Source organism: Bacillus sp. CECT 9360, from assembly GCF_918741275.1.
GTDB lineage: Bacteria > Bacillota > Bacilli > Bacillales > DSM-1321 > Peribacillus.
Genome location: NZ_CAKKNA010000005.1, coordinates 196,419 through 211,981, shown reverse-complemented (window position 1 = coordinate 211,981; position 15,563 = coordinate 196,419). Strand labels below are relative to the sequence as shown.

The following is a 15,563-nucleotide window of genomic DNA, read 5'->3' as shown; positions in this document are numbered from 1 at the left end:
TTTTGAATTCGAATGAAAAAACAGGTTCTGCATACTTATTGCCATTAATATTAATTTAAAGTTATGAAGGTAAAGCAGGTCGGGATCATACGAAAGACAAAAGGAGAAGAACCGATGAATTTTTTGACGAAATTCAGTTTGAAAAATGCCGTGGCGGTTTTTATTATTTCGTTTTTGTTTATTCTCGGGGGCGTTTATTCGTTTTCGCAGCTTAAAGTCACGCAGCTTCCTGATATTGAATTTCCACAAATTACTGTCGAGGCGGTTTACCCGGGGGCTTCCCCCGATGATGTTAGCAGTAAGGTGACCTCAAAGTTGGAAACCCAATTTAAGTCGATTAAAGGTGCGACAAAAGTAACGAGTTCTTCTTTTGAGAGTGTAGGGATAATCAATCTGGAGTTTCCCATTGATACCGATATGGATGAAATTGAACAGCAGGTTAACACGTTAGCGAAAGATGCTGCTTTGCCTGATGAAGCGGAGGTAGCAGTAAGCAGATTTTCCTTCGGTTCGTTCCCTATATACAATATATCTTTGTTTGGAAAAGGCGATGAGGATATTGATAGGCTATTGCAGGACGAGGTTATCCCGGAATTAAATAAAATCCAGGGGTTGAACAGTGTCTCGGTCGGCGGCTTCACTGATAACCTGGTGCAAATTACGATCGATAAGCAAAAGGCGGCTGAATCCGGTTTGAGTTTAAGTAGTATTAAAGACCAGATCAATGCCAAGTACGTATCTTTTCCGGCGGGGCAGATAAGCGAATCTGATGTGCAAATTCCGATCAGGGTAGAAGAGAATCTGGATAGTGTAAAGAAGCTGAAGGATTTGCAATTGACTGTCTTAGCCCCGGCAGTTCCTGTTTCAGAGAATCCACAAGAAGACGCACCACAACAAGGAAGTGGTAGCGCACAAGGACCTCCTTCCGCTGTGGGCCCCGAACCAGCGGTATTGACAGCAGTTCCTGCACCAAAGCCTATCCTTTTAAAAGACATCGCAAAGGTGGAAACCGTATCTGAAAAAAGCGAAAAAGCCCGTTTTGACTTAAATGACTCCTTATTGATGGCTGTCACGAAAAAACAGGATGCCAATACTGTCGAGGTCGCGGATGAAGTCATAAAGGTGCTGGATCAGTATGACGATGAGCTGGATTATTCAATCGGCCTGGATTCGGCAACGGATATCAAGAAATCGGTGTCCTCACTTGTCAAAGAAGGCTTGCTTGGCGCCCTGTTTGCCTCGCTTGCCGTGCTTTTATTTTTGAGAAATGTGCGCGCCACTTTGATTGCAATTGTCTCTATTCCATTATCACTGCTTATAGGGGCCATTTTTTTAAAGCAGCTGGATATATCACTTAATATCATGACACTTGGAGGAATGGCGGTTGCGGTTGGCCGGGTCGTCGATGATAGCATTGTAGTGATTGAGAATATATTCCGGCGGGTACGGAAAACAAAAGAAAGAATGACGGACAGGGTCATCCTGGATTCCACGAAAGAGATATTAAAGGCGATCACTTCGTCGACGATCACAACCGTAGTCGTCTTTTTGCCTTTAGGATTTGTCGGGGGCATTACCGGCGAATTTTTCCTGCCGTTTGCATTGACGATCGTCTTCTCTTTGTTGGCATCTTTACTTGTTGCGATCACAATCGTGCCGATCATGGCGAAGTTTGCATTCAAGAAAGTCCCGAAGGAAGAAAAAGAAGGGGCATTGCAGCGTGTATATGGAAGAATGATTGAGAAGTCGTTGAACCATAAAGCGATGATTTTGGTGATGTCGTTATTGATCCTGGGAGGCTCTTTTGCGCTTGTGCCGCAGCTTGGTTTTAGCTTCATCCCTAACGAAGAGCAAAATACATTAACTGCTTCGATCGAATTGCCGGAATCGACGACGCTTGAGAGAACTGATGAAGTATCGATGCAAATTGAAAAGATGCTGGATCAGAAGGATGATGTCAAGGAAGTTACGGCAAGCATCGGCAGCCGGGACTTCATCACTGGATTAAAACTGCAGAATAAAGCAAACTACTTTATCAATCTTACCGAGCAGGCAAACGTTCAGGATTCGATTGAAAAGCTGCAATCAGAAATGGAAAGAACCGTGAAAGAAGAAGAACCCGATACAAAAGTTTCAATAGAAGAATTGAATATGAGCGGCCCGCCAACGAACAACAACGTAGACATCGATCTGTTCTCTAATGATTTGGAGGCTTTGCAAAAAGCAGCTAAACAAGTCGAAGATTACATGAACGAAAATGATGATTTGAAATATGTCAGCAACAACTTCACTGATAAGCAGAAACAATATCTTGTTGAAATTAATACAGAAAAAGCAACGCAGCTTGGTTTAAGCGGATACCAAATTCTTGGGACGATTAATGACCAGACCAGCCCCGTGAATGTAGGTACGCTGAAGCTGGACGGCAAAGACCAGGAGGTTCAGCTCGCTTATGATAAAGACTTGAACTCCCAAGCTGATCTAAAGGAAGTTACTTTGTTCTCGAAACGAGGGCCAGTGGCTTTGTCAGAAGCAGCAACAGTAAAGCCGGTCGAAAGCTTTACCTCGATACAGCGTCTGGATGGAAAAGTATATGCGCGGGTGAGTGCTGAGGTCATCATTGATGATGTGCGGGCTGTTTCCGAGGAAATAACAACGGGTATAAAAGCAGATCTTAACCTGCCTGACGGGGTGTCCCTGGAGAGCGGCGGGGGGAGCGATGATACGGTTGAAGTGTTCCAAGCGCTTGGAATGGCCATTGTGGTTGCGATCGGACTTGTTTATTTGACGATGCTGATCACATTTGGAAAAGCGCGTATTCCATTCGTTATCCTATCTTCCTTGATCTTTATCCCGGTGGGGTCGCTGGTAGCCTTGTATCTGACAAAAGAGCCGCTATCCATCTCGGTGATGATTGGATTTTTAATGCTGATCGGGATCGTCACGACAAACGCGATTGTCCTCGTGGACCGGATCGGCCAGAACCGGGAAGAACGCGGCCTGCCCATACGGCAATCATTAATAGAAGCTGGAAAAACCAGGCTTCGCCCCATCTTAATGACGGCTTTTGCGACGATAACAGCCTTGCTGCCGCTGGCATTAGCGACATCTTCAGGAACACTGATTTCCAAGGGATTGGCAATCACGGTTATTGGAGGCCTCACTTCATCAACTTTACTAACATTAATACTCGTCCCTGTCGTGTATGAGCTGTTCTTCTTCCGTAAAGCGAAGGAGGAAAAGATTAATTAAGACGTGAGATGGCGGCTTCACTTGAGAGAGTGAGGCCGCTCATTCTAAAAGGAGCGGTAGCGATTTATGTTCTTTCTAAAAAGGATGAATGACCGTAATAATAATTCTGTGTTAAAAGCAGCCTTTATGGGCTGTTTCTTTTTATAAAGGCATAGGCTTATAACCTCATTCATTCATTTTAATAGGGCCGTTTGTAAATACGTTATAGTCATACTTATTATAGAGAAGCAACACTTGCTTTCCATTCTTGAATCCAGTTCGTTTTCCCAGTTCCGTAGCTTTCTTTTTGCCCAATGTCCTGTAACGAACTGTTTTCGTATCCAATCGATAAGAATAAATCCGGAATGGAGTCGAATCCATTCTTTGCAAGTGCATATAACTGAGGTCCATAGTGAGCCGCCATAATACCTGAACCCGCCGCATTATAAGGATTTTTGCGCAGCCCATTCTTATAGATTTCAAAAATATCTGTTCCGTCTTCTGTCACAAACTTCCCATCTGACACTATTAGGTTTTTCAGGTCATAGCCTGTTACATTTTTTATTTCACGGACAAGATTGTACTTATCATACTTATCACGGGTAAATTGGGTGGAGTCATCCGAACGGCTTTGGATAATATGAACGAATAGCTCCCTCGAATTACGGGCAGAATTCAGTACCTCTTCTAACTGACCAATGAGACCCTTATCTTCGGTCCCACCTACAGTTAGCCTGAAATTATTTGGATCGATAGTAAAGGTCAATTTCAATTCATTTGGAATACTAATTTGGTATTTCTCAAACAGTTCTTTTAACTGCCCATTAACTTTTTGCCGGTTGAATGCTTTTCGTTCTGCGACTTCTACCGCACCGTTTATAAGTGGCTCATCCCGAAACGCTGAATCACGAAAATCATGTTGTCCACCTTTTCCGCTCTGAGCCCATGACATTTCCATAAAATAGGCAGCATTCCTCTCTATTTCAGTCAAGTCGTGTCTAAAATACGAGGAATGCGTATTTTTATATTTGTCGAAGATATGATGATATGGATTTTCAAACTGCTTATTCTGTTCATTGATTTTTCGGTATTTCTCGTCCAATATTTTTGCCCTTTTATCTGTATCACTTTCCCAGCCATTTTTATTTTGAATTATGGTTCCGTCTTTGTTTTCAGCGTCCGTTTTGGCCTGAGTATTTTGTGTGATTGGATTAGTTGCAACGAATGGTATATTGATAGGATTGATATTCATTCTGATTCTCCCTTAAACAATATTCATATAATAAATCTTTCAACTTGTAGTTTCTTGTTAGAAATATCGGTATAGAGATGGAAAAGTTTAGGTGATAATGGTGGAAGATTTATATTAGTAAAGTAAGTGAGGGGAGTTCAACTCTGTTAATACAGAGGAATTATATCCTCTTCCTTTTTCTTTGTTCTTGTCCACATTTGTGCGATTTTCGCATTTTCATAAAACGGTACATAAGTGCGGCGTTCTTGCCCTTTTGGGTATGGCGATTGATTTTGGGGCGCAGGCAATCGAGAAATTCCGTATCGCATTTGCATGGCGAAATTCCCCTCTCTAAGCAGAGATCATGTCTTCGGCAGCAGTTATCGACATCGTTGACCGGAGCGCCGGGACCGCTGCAAGCAGGACCACACCATTTATAGCCGGGAAAGATACAACGTCCCTGACGTCTTTCCTCTCTTTTTCTCATAAACATAAACAACACATCCTTGAAAATTGTATTATTCATAGTTTATGAGAGAGAGCAGGGAAATGGATAGGACAAAGTACCATCTTTTTTAATAATCGGTTATCACTTTACAAAGCTTTTGCAGCCCAATTTTTAAATCATGGTCACTCAGCAGGGAGTAACTGATGCGTATATATTGCTGCTTAGGTTCCGTGGCAAAACAAGCTGAGCCAGGCAGAAAGGATACCTCCGCTTCTTTTGCCTTGTTGAGCAGTGCGTGTGGATCGATTGAATTTGGTAGGGAACACCATAGGTTGAAGCCGCCATCTGGCACTTGAAACGTAACTGTCCCATTTAAACAAGATAATATCTCGCCAATTCTACGAGCTCCCGCCGTCTCTGTTCACTCATTAATGTGCCGGTCGGGTTATGGAAGGATGGGTTGACGTATAGCAGGACCGGCTTCTTTTTTTGGCAGGCATCCTCAAGTAAATCAGCCCGATGAGGATGATAGCGGTCCAATAATTTTTCACAATTTAGACACAAAAAAGCTGTTAAACTAAATTATTTTGTTAAAGTATTCACAAAGTAGGCGATATTAATAGAAGGGATTTCCAAGGTGAAATAAAGATTACATCCTTTGGAATGGATAATTTGAAAGGAAGAATTATTATGAATTCAACGACTAGCCATCCTATGTTAGAAGCTTTCGTTAACATTGCTCCGTTACTAAATGAACTGGTTCCAGAGGATATTACGATCGGTATTTGTGATACAGAAAAGTTTTTGTTAAGTGTTCCCGGCAAGACTTTCTCCCTGGGTATTAAACCTGGTACAGCTCTCCATCCAAATGATGCGATTACGAACGCAATCGTTCAGAAAAGGACAGTAAGGGAATACGTGCCCGCAGAAGTGTTTGGATTTCCGATCATCGCCAGTGCCATCCCTCTTTGTGATGAGAATGGCAATGTAATTGGTGGAGTCGGACTGGGAGCCAGTTTGGAACAGTATAATACATTATTTGGCGTTGCCTCTAAACTATCAGAAGCTGTAGAACAGGTTTCAGCAACTATTCAGGAACTTGCAGCTTCGACATCTATCCTTTCCGAAAGTATGAATACGATCTCTGAACAATCTAAGAATGTTCTTGAAAGTGTGAGCGATATAGAAAAAGTAGCAAACATGGTAAGGGGAATTTCTGATAAGACGAACATTTTAGGATTGAACGCTTCCATTGAAGCTGCAAGAGCTGGAGAATTCGGTAAAGGATTTTCTGTTGTAGCAAATGAAATTAGAAAATTGGCCGGCGATTCAAAAAAACACACAGAAGGTATCAGTGATTCCGTCTCGAGAATTGATCAACTGATCAATAGATTAAATTCCTCAATCTCGACTATTAATAGTGAGACAGAAAATCAATCTGCGGTTAGTGAAGAGCTGTCTGCTACCATGGTGGAAATCAGCGCTAATGCCAAAGAACTTGCCGACATTGCGGAAAAAAGCTTAAAAGGGTAATAATGAAAGACAAAAAAAGATGGTATCTCTTATAGAGAACCATCTTTTTGATTTTTCATTAATTATGAATCGGGTTACCCTCTTTTTAAAATTCATCAAAAAGCATCCATTAGAATAGATCAATAAATCTTTTCGCTGCTCTAGAGAGATATCGATCCTGATTCCAAGCTAATACTGTTTCAGATTGAAGCGAGGTATCATTGATATTTAAAACTTTAATCCCTTCATTCAAAAACGGAGGAATCGATGTTTTGGGTACGATACTTGCACCAATGCCAGAAGATACTAGTGAAAGAAGTATATTTACGTCAGGGCATTCGCAAAGAATGTTCGGGTGAATTCCAACCCGATTACATTCAGCTTTTATTTCGTCATAAATCCCCTCACCCTTTGTCCTATGTATTAAAAGCAGGGGGATATTTTCAATTTCCTTCATATTAATGCTTTTTTTAGAGCCTAAGGAAGACCATTTTTTCGGAAAGACAAAAACATATGGTTCCTGCCCCAATTCCTTCGTTAACAGACCGTTCATTGCTAACGGAGGATGAACGATGGCAAGTTCGATCTCTCGCTTTTCCAGATACCTATTTATTTCGTAAGGGTCTCCTCCCAAAAGTTTGAATGAAACGTTTGGATACTTTTGATTAAACCTTTCAATTTTAGCAGGAAGGTAAGAAACGCAGGAAAGAACGACACCTATGGACAATGTACCTTTCATGCCCTCACCAGTCTCTTTTACTTCGAGTATAGATTCTTCAAATGAATGCAGGATACTTTGAGCTTTTTCATAAAGTATCTTTCCTGCTTCTGTGAGTTCCATCTTCTTTCCATTCCTCTTACGTTCTACTAACGTGACTCCTAGTTCTTCTTCCATCTGCTGAAGCTGCTGGCTTAGCGGGGGCTGTGCCATATGCAGTTTTTTTGCAGCACGGGATATTTGCCCCTCCTCTGCTATGGAAAGAAAATAACGCAGTTGTCTCAGATCCATATTTACACCTCAATATATATGAAATAGATATATAAAAGTAACAATAAAGATATTATTGATATAATTATAGTTGTGTTATTATACCACTGATATAGGTCTTTTTCACAAATTATATATGAATGACCTCTCACAGTAACTGAACGTTGAAGACGCTTTTTCAAAATAGAGGGAGGGAAAATATTGAGCGGACAAAAATTGTGGACAAAGAACTTTATCAGCATTGCAATTGCTAATTTTTTTGTGTTTGCAACCTTTTATTATTTATTAGTTACCTTGCCGTTGTATGCCTTAGAAGAATTGCATGGAAATGAGATGATGGCTGGACTTATCACAACATCATTCTTGATTTCTGCTATAATCATACGCCCTTTTGCCGGGAAATGGATTTCAAGGGTAGGAAAGTATCCAGTGTTAATGACTTCATTACTCATTCTTTCTTTAGCATCAACTTTATACTTCTTTCCCCACTCGGTAACGGCCCTGATTGCTCTGCGTTTCTGCCATGGTATAGGGTTTGGAATGGCAACAACTGCAGCAGGGGCGATTGTTGCGGATCTTATTCCTGATTCCCGAAAAGGTGAAGGAATGGGGTACTATGGATTAGCCCAAAACCTAGGTATGGTTATCGGTCCATTTTTGGGATTAACAGTCATGCAGATGGCTGGGACAAATACGATGTTTACCATAAATGTGCTTAGCTCACTCACGGCATTGATTGCAGGCTTATTCATCCGGCTGCCTAAAGATAAAGCAGTTGCAACCGACGGAGTAAAAGTACAGCATAAGGGGATCTTTGAAAAAACGGCTATCCCTGTTTCGTTGGTTTCGGCGTTTTTCGGATTGGCTTATTCGGCAATCATTTCTTTTGTTTCGGTATATGCCCGTGAAATAGGGTTAGTGGAAGCTTCAAGCTATTTCTTTGTGGTTTATGCTGTTGTCCTACTAATTTCCAGACCATTTACAGGGAAATGGTTTGACAAATATGGGGCAAACGTCATTATTTATCCTGCCATTATATGTTTTGCAATCGGAACCTTACTTTTGAGTTTGGCATCATCCGCTGCGATGTTCCTTTTAGCGGCCGCTTTTATCGGAATTGGCTGGGGAACTGTTTTTCCAAGTCTTCAGACCATTGCTATTCAGGTAGCACCAACAGAAAGGAGAGCTTTGGCAACAGCTACTTTCCTGTCTATATTTGATTTTGGATTTGGCATTGGTTCATTTATGTTTGGCCTGGCAACTTCAAAAATCGATCACGGCTCGTTATATTTTTATAGTTCCTTTCTTGTAGTACTCGGGCTCTTCGTCTATTATCTGCTTCATGGCCGAAATTCAGGAGCCATTAGCAAAGGAGCCATTCAAAGAAGGTAATGTATGGGAAAAACCTTTTTGTATGGAGGGGGCTATTCCTTAAAGAGGGATTTTTAATGGATAAAAGTAATAGAGATTCAAACTTACTAAGCCGTTTCCCTCTTTTTTTGAGCTATTACTTTGACTTCGAGATATTTCAGGACTATAATCCTGATGATAAGTATTCAAATTTTAATTTATTTCATAAACAAAAGGGGTTTTTTACAATGGAGAAATTCAAGAATTTAAATAAAAGTTTCATAAACGGGGAATGGACAGAAGGATTAAGTGAACGCAGGTATGATATTTTAAATCCTTTCGACAACTCTATTTTTTCAGATATTAGCATTGCTACTGCCGGACAGCTTGCAGAGACGTTTGAATATGCTAAAGAAGCTCAAAAGGAGTGGGCCAAAACAACTCCTGAAGAAAGAAGTGAAGTCATCCTTAAAGCGATGGAATTTCTTCAAAACAATAAGGATGAGATCGTTCAGATCATCGCACAAGAAACAGGCGGTACTCTTGTCAAAGCTGGTGTTGAGCTGCATTTAACATTAGAGATTCTTGAAGAGGCAGCTACAATCACTAACGAAATTTATCAGGTTCGTGAAGTACCTTCTGCAATGGAAGGAAAGGTTAACCATATTCACCGTCTGCCTTTGGGAGTTATTTCTTCTATTTCACCTTTTAACTTCCCAATGAACTTGTCCATGAGAACAATTGCACCAGCGATTGCGTTGGGTAATGCTGTTGTACATAAACCTGATATCCAGGTTGCGTTTACTGGCGGTAATATTATTGCAGCAGCATTTGAATATGCGGGATTGCCTAAAGGCGTATTGAATGTGATTCAGACTGATCTGACTGAAATCGGAGATGATATGCTGACAAATCCGATTCCAAAACTAATCAGCTTTACCGGCTCTACACCAGTCGGAAGGCATATTGGTGAAATCGCAGGCAGGAATTTAAAACGGGTAGCCCTTGAGCTTGGAGGAAATAATCCATTCATCGTGCTGGAGGATGCCGATATTGATCGTGCAGTCGATGCTGCCATTTTTGGTAAGTTTATTCACCAGGGGCAAATTTGTATGTGTATCAACCGAATCATTGTCCATAAAGACATCTACGAAGAGTTTTTAACTAAATTCGTTGAACGCGCAAAAGCTCTTCCTTACGGAAACCAGTTGGATCCTAAGACAGTCGTAGGACCGCTAGTTAATGAGCGCCAATTAGAAAAGGCTGTTCAATTCATTGAAGATGCTAAACAAGCAGGAAATGTCTTAGCATTGGAAGGAAAACGCGTGGGCAATGTGTTAACGCCAACGATCTTCCGTGATGTTAAAAACACGGATGCTATTGCTCAAACTGAGATGTTTTCTCCAATCGTATCAGTGATTAAGGCGGAAACTGATGAAGACGCAATTGCTATTGCCAATGATACTGAATATGGCTTAAGCTCAGCAATATTCACTACCGATATTGAAAAAGGAGAACGTTTAGGGCTTCAAATCGATAGCGGTATGACTCACATTAATGATCAAACAGTCAATGATGCACCGAACGTTGCTTTCGGAGGCAATAAGGCGAGTGGCATGGGACGTTTTGGTAATCCATGGATTGTGGAAGAATTCACAGTGACAAAGTGGATTTCTCTTCAGACAAAATATCGCCAGTTCCCATTTTAAGCTGAATAGAATAAATTAACAAAGGCCCTTTCAACGTGTGAAAGGGCCTTTGTCTTTAAAAATTTCAAATCATAGTTCGTTTAATTTTTTTGCTCATATAACTTTGCAATCTCAATTACAACCATGGTCGCTTTAACCATGTTGTCGACGGAAATATACTCGAATTTGCCGTGATAATTTTCTCCGCCTGTGAAGATATTCGGTGTCGGCAGTCCCATGTAGGATAACTGCGAGCCGTCCGTTCCGCCCCTTATCGGTTTGATAACAGGCTCAATGTCCAAGTTCTTCATTGCCTCATACGCAATATCAACAATTTCTTTTACTGGTTCGATTTTTTCTCCCATGTTGTAATATTGATCTTTCAGGTCAAAGAGGATTCGTTCTTCACCGTAAATATCTTTTAGCTCATTCACGATTTTTTCGAAATTTGCTTTTCTGGACTGGAACCCAGCTTTGTCAAAATCCCTGATAATATAATGAAGCTTCGTTTGTTCAACATCACCGTTTATCGAAAGAAGATGGTAAAAGCCTTCATATCCTTCTGTTAATTCCGGCGCTTCTCGGGCAGGCAGTTTTGCGTTCAATTCCATTGCAATTTTCGCGGAATTCACCATCTTCCCTTTGGCAGATCCGGGATGGACATTGGTACCTTTAATTGTGACTTTTGCAGCCGCTGCGTTAAAGCTTTCATACTCTAATTCGCCGAGCGGACCGCCATCGACAGTATAGGCGAACTTAGCATTGAATTTGGCAACATCGAATTTATGAGGCCCTCTTCCAATCTCTTCGTCAGGTGTAAAAGCAACCCGAATTTTTCCATGCTTGATTTCGGGATGGTTAATCAGATAATCCATCGCGGTCATGATCTCGGCAATGCCGGCTTTATTGTCTGCCCCGAGAAGAGTTGTGCCGTCTGTTGTTATTAAGGTGTGGCCTTTATAATGGGGCAATTCCGGGAAGTCCTTTGTTGATAGGATGATTTGTAAAGATTCATTTAATGTAATGTCGTTCCCATCAAAATTTTCCACGATTTGCGGGTTGACGTTGGCGCCGGTAAAATCAGTCGCTGTATCCACATGGGCCAAAAAGCCAATCGTCGGTACCTCTTTTTCCGTGTTCGAAGGAAGGGAGGCCATGACATATCCATTTGCATCGATCGTTACCTCACTCATGCCGATTGCCTTTAACTCGTCGACCAGCATATTCGCTAACGTCAGCTGACCGGGCGTGGTAGGACATGTGTCATTATTTTCGTTGGATTGCGTGTCCACTTTTACATAGGCAATAAATCTGTCAATGATTTCATTTCTCAACTTATTTTCAACTCCCTCAATGATTATTCTTTCATATTATCACTAAAAGGAATGGCCATACACTTAACAGTGCATGGCCATTAAAAAAATATAGATGGTGCCTTAAGGGCTATACCAATTTTTCGAAATTGACACGTTTATGGATGGCATAGATAATCGGGGCTCCGACTAGCAAGACGGCGAATTCGCCGGCGGCTGTTGTTAGCCATGTGAATAGGAATGGCCAGCCCATTACGATGTTGAGTTCCCAGGCAATAATGAACATCGTGAATGTGAAAACAACGGTATTAATCATCATTCTAGCCCAGATGTTCTTTACGTAGCGCATCGCCCCAATGGTTATCAAAAGAGCAATCAAAGATTGTGCTGTGCCGAATAAAATATCTAAGGGCATGGGCGAAAAGAATAAATTGCTTAAAAAGACACCGAGTATGATTCCATACATATATTTTTTATTGAATACGATCAGATGATTGAACATTTCCGGAATACGGAATTGCACTGGACCGAATGCAAAAGGGGCAATTGTTGCCGTAATGGCAATATACAAGGCAGCCAAAATTCCGTTGGCTACAATGGTTTTAATATTCATCTAGTTTCTCTCCCTAGTTTTTTTTCGTGGGATGGTTTCGAACCACGCTCGAGCTAACACTCGAAGGACAATTTTATAGCATAGATGCTATTTAAGTCAAACATCAATTACTGAAAAACCATCCTATTATCCTGGGCATCAAATCCTATAAATCGAGATATCTAGTAGAAATAGAATATATTAACTAGTCTATAATGGGCAGATACTCCCTAGTGCAAAAATTCTAAATATTGTAAATTTACTATGTATCTATGAAACCACAAGGAGGAATTCTATGAAAAAACGCATTATTCCAGTAGCTTTGGCCAGTGCCTTATTATTGGGAGCTGTTGGTGCACCCGCAGCATTAGCAAAGCCTGCTGAATCAGCATCACACAAACTTCCGGTCAAAGTGAGTGACCATTTAGTCACGAAAATGATCAATGTAAATAATATCTATAATACAATTGCTGATTTATCAAAAACACCGAGGGTTGCCGGTACGGAATCCGAATACAAGGCTGTCCAATATATTAAGAAAAAATTTGAATCCTATGGATTTAAAACCGAGATCCAGGAATTCAAATACATTGGATACACCCCTCCTACAAATATTGAACTGTCGGTTGCCGACTACGATGGAACTCTTGCACCCAAACCGTTCACGTTTACGGTAAATGGGGATGTCAGCGGTGAACTGGTCCTTGCCGGAAAAGGTAAAAGGGAAGAGCTTCAAACAGTGGATCTAACCGGAAAAATCGCCCTGATCCAGCGCGGAGAAATCACTTTTGGGGAGAAGGTCCTGAATGCGGCGGAAAAAGGTGCGTCCGGTGTTGTCATTTATAACAATGCTGATGGGGATCTAAATGGCACACTTGGCGAGGCTAACGATAAGTATGTGCCTGTCGTTGGTTTAACGAAGGCTGAGGGGGAAGCCCTGGCGGCGAAAATAAGTGCCAATGCTCCAGTCACAGCCCACCTTAAGGTTGAAGGTGCCGTAACTGGGGAAAATACGTCCCATAATGTCATCGCGACAAAGAAGCCAACTTCTAAAAAGAAAGCAAATAATGACATCATCGTCCTCGGTGCCCACCATGACTCGGTTGCAGGCGCACCAGGAGCAAATGATGATGCTTCAGGAACAGCAATGACTTTGGAGCTTTCACGAGTCCTTAAAAAATTACCGACAGATACAGAAATCCGCTTCATTACATTTGGTGCAGAAGAAGTGGGTCTCGTTGGTTCAAGTCATTATGTGGAGAACCTTTCTGAAGATGAAAAGAGCCGGATTATCGCCAACTTTAACCTCGATATGGTAGGAAGCAAAGATGCTGGCGACCTGATCTTGATGACAAATGATGGACAACCTAACCTTGTCACTGAACTTGCTCAGGCTTCAAGTACAAGACTAAACGGAGCACCGACCCCATATGCGCAAGGCGGACGAAGTGACCATGTTCCATTTGCTGAAGCTGGAATCCCGGCAGCCTTATTCATTCATAATCCGTCTGAGCCATGGTATCATACTCCGGATGACTCACTTGACAAGATAAGTAAAGAAAAGCTGCAAGACGTCGCTGAGATTGTCGGCGCTGCCATTTATGACCGTGCCCGAATCGACGTTCAGTGGCCAAAAGTCAAACACGGCAAGAAACACAAAACACCACATTTATATCATGAACAGGATATAAAATAGGATTACCCATTTAGAGGGCCGGTTCTCTCCGCGTGAAAGCGGGGGAGTTCCGACCCTTTTTTATTTACAATAATAAATTATATTTTCAGTCAAAAGATAAATACCATTGGGATGTTGTTAAGTTTATAATGAAAGGAAAATCATGCTAAAGGGTGGAAGCAGTCAGTGAAAAAAGTTCATTACAGTTGGATTATCTTGGTGGTAACTTTTTTTTCGATTATTGTCGCCGGGATTATCCGTTCCTCTTCAGGCGTGTTTCTTGTCCCATTTGAAGAGGAATTCGGATGGGACCGCGCGTTTATTTCCTTGTCGTTCGCAATCAGTCTCGTAATCTATGGTTTCTCGGGTCCATTTGTGGCGGCGTTGCTGGAAAACGTTGGGGTTAAGAAAATCATGGTGTTGGCCATGTCGGTATTAATGGTTGGCATTGGGCTTACCTTTTTCATGGAGTACTCCTGGCAGCTTATCCTCATATGGGGATTCATTTTTGGCATAGGTTCGAGCGTGTTTTTGACTGTGCTTAGCACGTATGTAGCGAATCATTGGTTTGAAAAACGCAGAGGGCTGGTATTGGGAATTCTAACGGCCAGTACGGCTACAGGACAGCTCATATTGCTCCCTGTTTTAGCCTCGATTGTCGAGAGGTTTTCCTGGAAATGGGCAATGGGGCTTATTTTTTTCCTAAGTGCAGTCATGATTCCATTGATCTTCATTTTTATGAAAAACTCTCCGAAAGAGGTTGGGTTAGCGCGTTACGGTCAAAAAGAGGAAGCCCCAATCGAACCCGTTCTTGAAAAAAAGAACCCGGTTCGCTTGGCGTTTGGAATTCTTAAAGAGGCGGTAAGCGTAAAAACATTTTGGCTTTTGGCGGGAAGCTTTTTTATTTGCGGGTTGTCAACAAGCGGCTTAATTGGTACCCATTTTATCTCTTATTGTGCAGGTTTTGGCATACCGGCGGTTACGGCAGCCGGATTGATTGCTTTTATGGGCATTTTTGATTTGATCGGCACGACCTTGTCGGGCTGGTTATCAGACAGATATGACAATAGGTGGTTATTGTTCTGGTATTATGCATTAAGAGGACTGTCCTTATTGTTATTGCCGTTTGCTTTATCGGAAAACTCGATGTTCTTTCTGGTTGTATTCGCGGTTTTTTATGGCTTGGATTGGATTGCCACGGTTCCCCCTACAATCGGGTTGGCGACACAAACATTTGGCGTGGAGAAGAGCGGGATTGTCTATGGCTGGATTTTCGCCGCCCACCAGGCGGGAGCAGGAGTCGCAGCCTACGGAGGAGGGCTAATCTTTTCCATATTCAATACCTACCAATGGGCTTTTTTAATGGCAGGTGTGTTCTGTTTTCTGGGAAGTTTGTTTGTAATAGGAATAAGGAAAAGTGCAGAAGTATCTGTAGACTCCAAAATAGAAGTGGTAAAATAAGCAGGGCCAAAAACTGTGTGAATCCTGATCGGATCCAACACAGTTTTTTTGATTATATTTCAAATGGACTATAA

Annotated in this window: 11 protein-coding genes, 2 pseudogenes and 1 riboswitch; of the genes and pseudogenes, 6 read left to right on the top strand and 7 right to left on the bottom strand. The window is 41.7% G+C overall.

Going from position 1 to position 15,563, the window contains the following annotated elements:
* Nucleotides 1–114 precede the first annotated feature (114 nt).
* Nucleotides 115–3,252, top strand: coding sequence for an efflux RND transporter permease subunit (locus LQ216_RS07950; protein WP_230128631.1), 3,138 nt, complete (start codon nt 115–117; stop codon nt 3,250–3,252).
* Between the two features lie 217 nt (nt 3,253–3,469).
* Here LQ216_RS07950 and LQ216_RS07945 read toward each other — a convergent pair whose 3' ends face one another.
* The 4 genes and pseudogenes from LQ216_RS07945 to LQ216_RS07935 all read right to left on the bottom strand — a co-directional run.
* Nucleotides 3,470–4,483: a DUF4885 family protein gene (locus LQ216_RS07945; protein ID WP_230128629.1), complete on the bottom strand. Its 1,014-nt coding sequence runs from the start codon at nt 4,481–4,483 to the stop codon at nt 3,470–3,472.
* A gap of 146 nt (nt 4,484–4,629) precedes the next feature.
* A complete protein-coding gene (locus LQ216_RS20495; RefSeq protein ID WP_354958720.1) occupies nt 4,630–4,797 on the bottom strand; it encodes a hypothetical protein in 168 nt (55 codons plus the stop codon).
* 32 nt (nt 4,798–4,829) lie between these two features.
* Nucleotides 4,830–4,949, bottom strand: a pseudogene (locus LQ216_RS20490) (phospholipase); the annotation flags it as partial.
* Nucleotides 4,950–5,037: 88 nt separating this feature from the next.
* Nucleotides 5,038–5,429 (bottom strand): annotated as a pseudogene (locus LQ216_RS07935) (hypothetical protein); the annotation flags it as partial.
* Between the two features lie 171 nt (nt 5,430–5,600).
* Here LQ216_RS07935 and LQ216_RS07930 point away from each other — a divergent pair.
* Nucleotides 5,601–6,443, top strand: coding sequence for a methyl-accepting chemotaxis protein (locus tag LQ216_RS07930; protein ID WP_230128627.1), 843 nt, complete (start codon nt 5,601–5,603; stop codon nt 6,441–6,443).
* A gap of 109 nt (nt 6,444–6,552) precedes the next feature.
* Here the strand turns inward: LQ216_RS07930 and LQ216_RS07925 are convergent, their stop codons facing one another.
* Complete coding sequence (locus tag LQ216_RS07925; RefSeq protein WP_230128626.1) at nt 6,553–7,431, bottom strand: LysR family transcriptional regulator; 879 nt, start codon at nt 7,429–7,431, stop codon at nt 6,553–6,555.
* 180 nt (nt 7,432–7,611) lie between these two features.
* On the opposite strand from LQ216_RS07925, the gene LQ216_RS07920 reads away from it, so the two are divergent.
* A complete protein-coding gene (locus LQ216_RS07920; protein WP_230128624.1) occupies nt 7,612–8,802 on the top strand; it encodes an MFS transporter in 1,191 nt (396 codons plus the stop codon).
* A gap of 206 nt (nt 8,803–9,008) precedes the next feature.
* The gene (locus tag LQ216_RS07915) at nt 9,009–10,469 is read left to right on the top strand and encodes an aldehyde dehydrogenase family protein (protein ID WP_230128623.1); all 1,461 of its coding nucleotides are present in this window, start codon (nt 9,009–9,011) and stop codon (nt 10,467–10,469) included.
* 80 nt (nt 10,470–10,549) lie between these two features.
* Here LQ216_RS07915 and pepT read toward each other — a convergent pair whose 3' ends face one another.
* Together pepT and LQ216_RS07905 are read right to left on the bottom strand one after the other, a co-directional pair.
* Entirely contained in the window at nt 10,550–11,782 is a 1,233-nt protein-coding gene (pepT, locus tag LQ216_RS07910; RefSeq protein ID WP_230128622.1) for a peptidase T, read from the bottom strand.
* 109 nt (nt 11,783–11,891) lie between these two features.
* Nucleotides 11,892–12,374 (bottom strand): QueT transporter family protein, encoded by a 483-nt coding sequence (locus tag LQ216_RS07905; RefSeq protein WP_230128621.1) that lies wholly within the window; start codon nt 12,372–12,374, stop codon nt 11,892–11,894.
* Nucleotides 12,375–12,381: 7 nt separating this feature from the next.
* Nucleotides 12,382–12,426: riboswitch (PreQ1 riboswitch) on the bottom strand.
* Between the two features lie 222 nt (nt 12,427–12,648).
* On the opposite strand from LQ216_RS07905, the gene LQ216_RS07900 reads away from it, so the two are divergent.
* Entirely contained in the window at nt 12,649–14,049 is a 1,401-nt protein-coding gene (locus tag LQ216_RS07900; protein WP_230128620.1) for a M20/M25/M40 family metallo-hydrolase, read from the top strand.
* A gap of 165 nt (nt 14,050–14,214) precedes the next feature.
* Nucleotides 14,215–15,489: an MFS transporter gene (locus LQ216_RS07895; protein ID WP_230128619.1), complete on the top strand. Its 1,275-nt coding sequence runs from the start codon at nt 14,215–14,217 to the stop codon at nt 15,487–15,489.
* The last annotated feature ends 74 nt before the right edge of the window (nt 15,490–15,563 follow it).

Coding starts and splice junctions, on each gene's coding strand:
- LQ216_RS07950 (WP_230128631.1), top strand. CDS start 115: ATGAATTTTTTGACGAAATTCAGTTTGAAAAATGCCGTGGCGGTTTTT.
- LQ216_RS07945 (WP_230128629.1), bottom strand. CDS start 4,483: ATGAATATCAATCCTATCAATATACCATTCGTTGCAACTAATCCAATC.
- LQ216_RS20495 (WP_354958720.1), bottom strand. CDS start 4,797: ATGCAAATGCGATACGGAATTTCTCGATTGCCTGCGCCCCAAAATCAA.
- LQ216_RS07930 (WP_230128627.1), top strand. CDS start 5,601: ATGAATTCAACGACTAGCCATCCTATGTTAGAAGCTTTCGTTAACATT.
- LQ216_RS07925 (WP_230128626.1), bottom strand. CDS start 7,431: ATGGATCTGAGACAACTGCGTTATTTTCTTTCCATAGCAGAGGAGGGG.
- LQ216_RS07915 (WP_230128623.1), top strand. CDS start 9,009: ATGGAGAAATTCAAGAATTTAAATAAAAGTTTCATAAACGGGGAATGG.
- LQ216_RS07905 (WP_230128621.1), bottom strand. CDS start 12,374: ATGAATATTAAAACCATTGTAGCCAACGGAATTTTGGCTGCCTTGTAT.
- LQ216_RS07900 (WP_230128620.1), top strand. CDS start 12,649: ATGAAAAAACGCATTATTCCAGTAGCTTTGGCCAGTGCCTTATTATTG.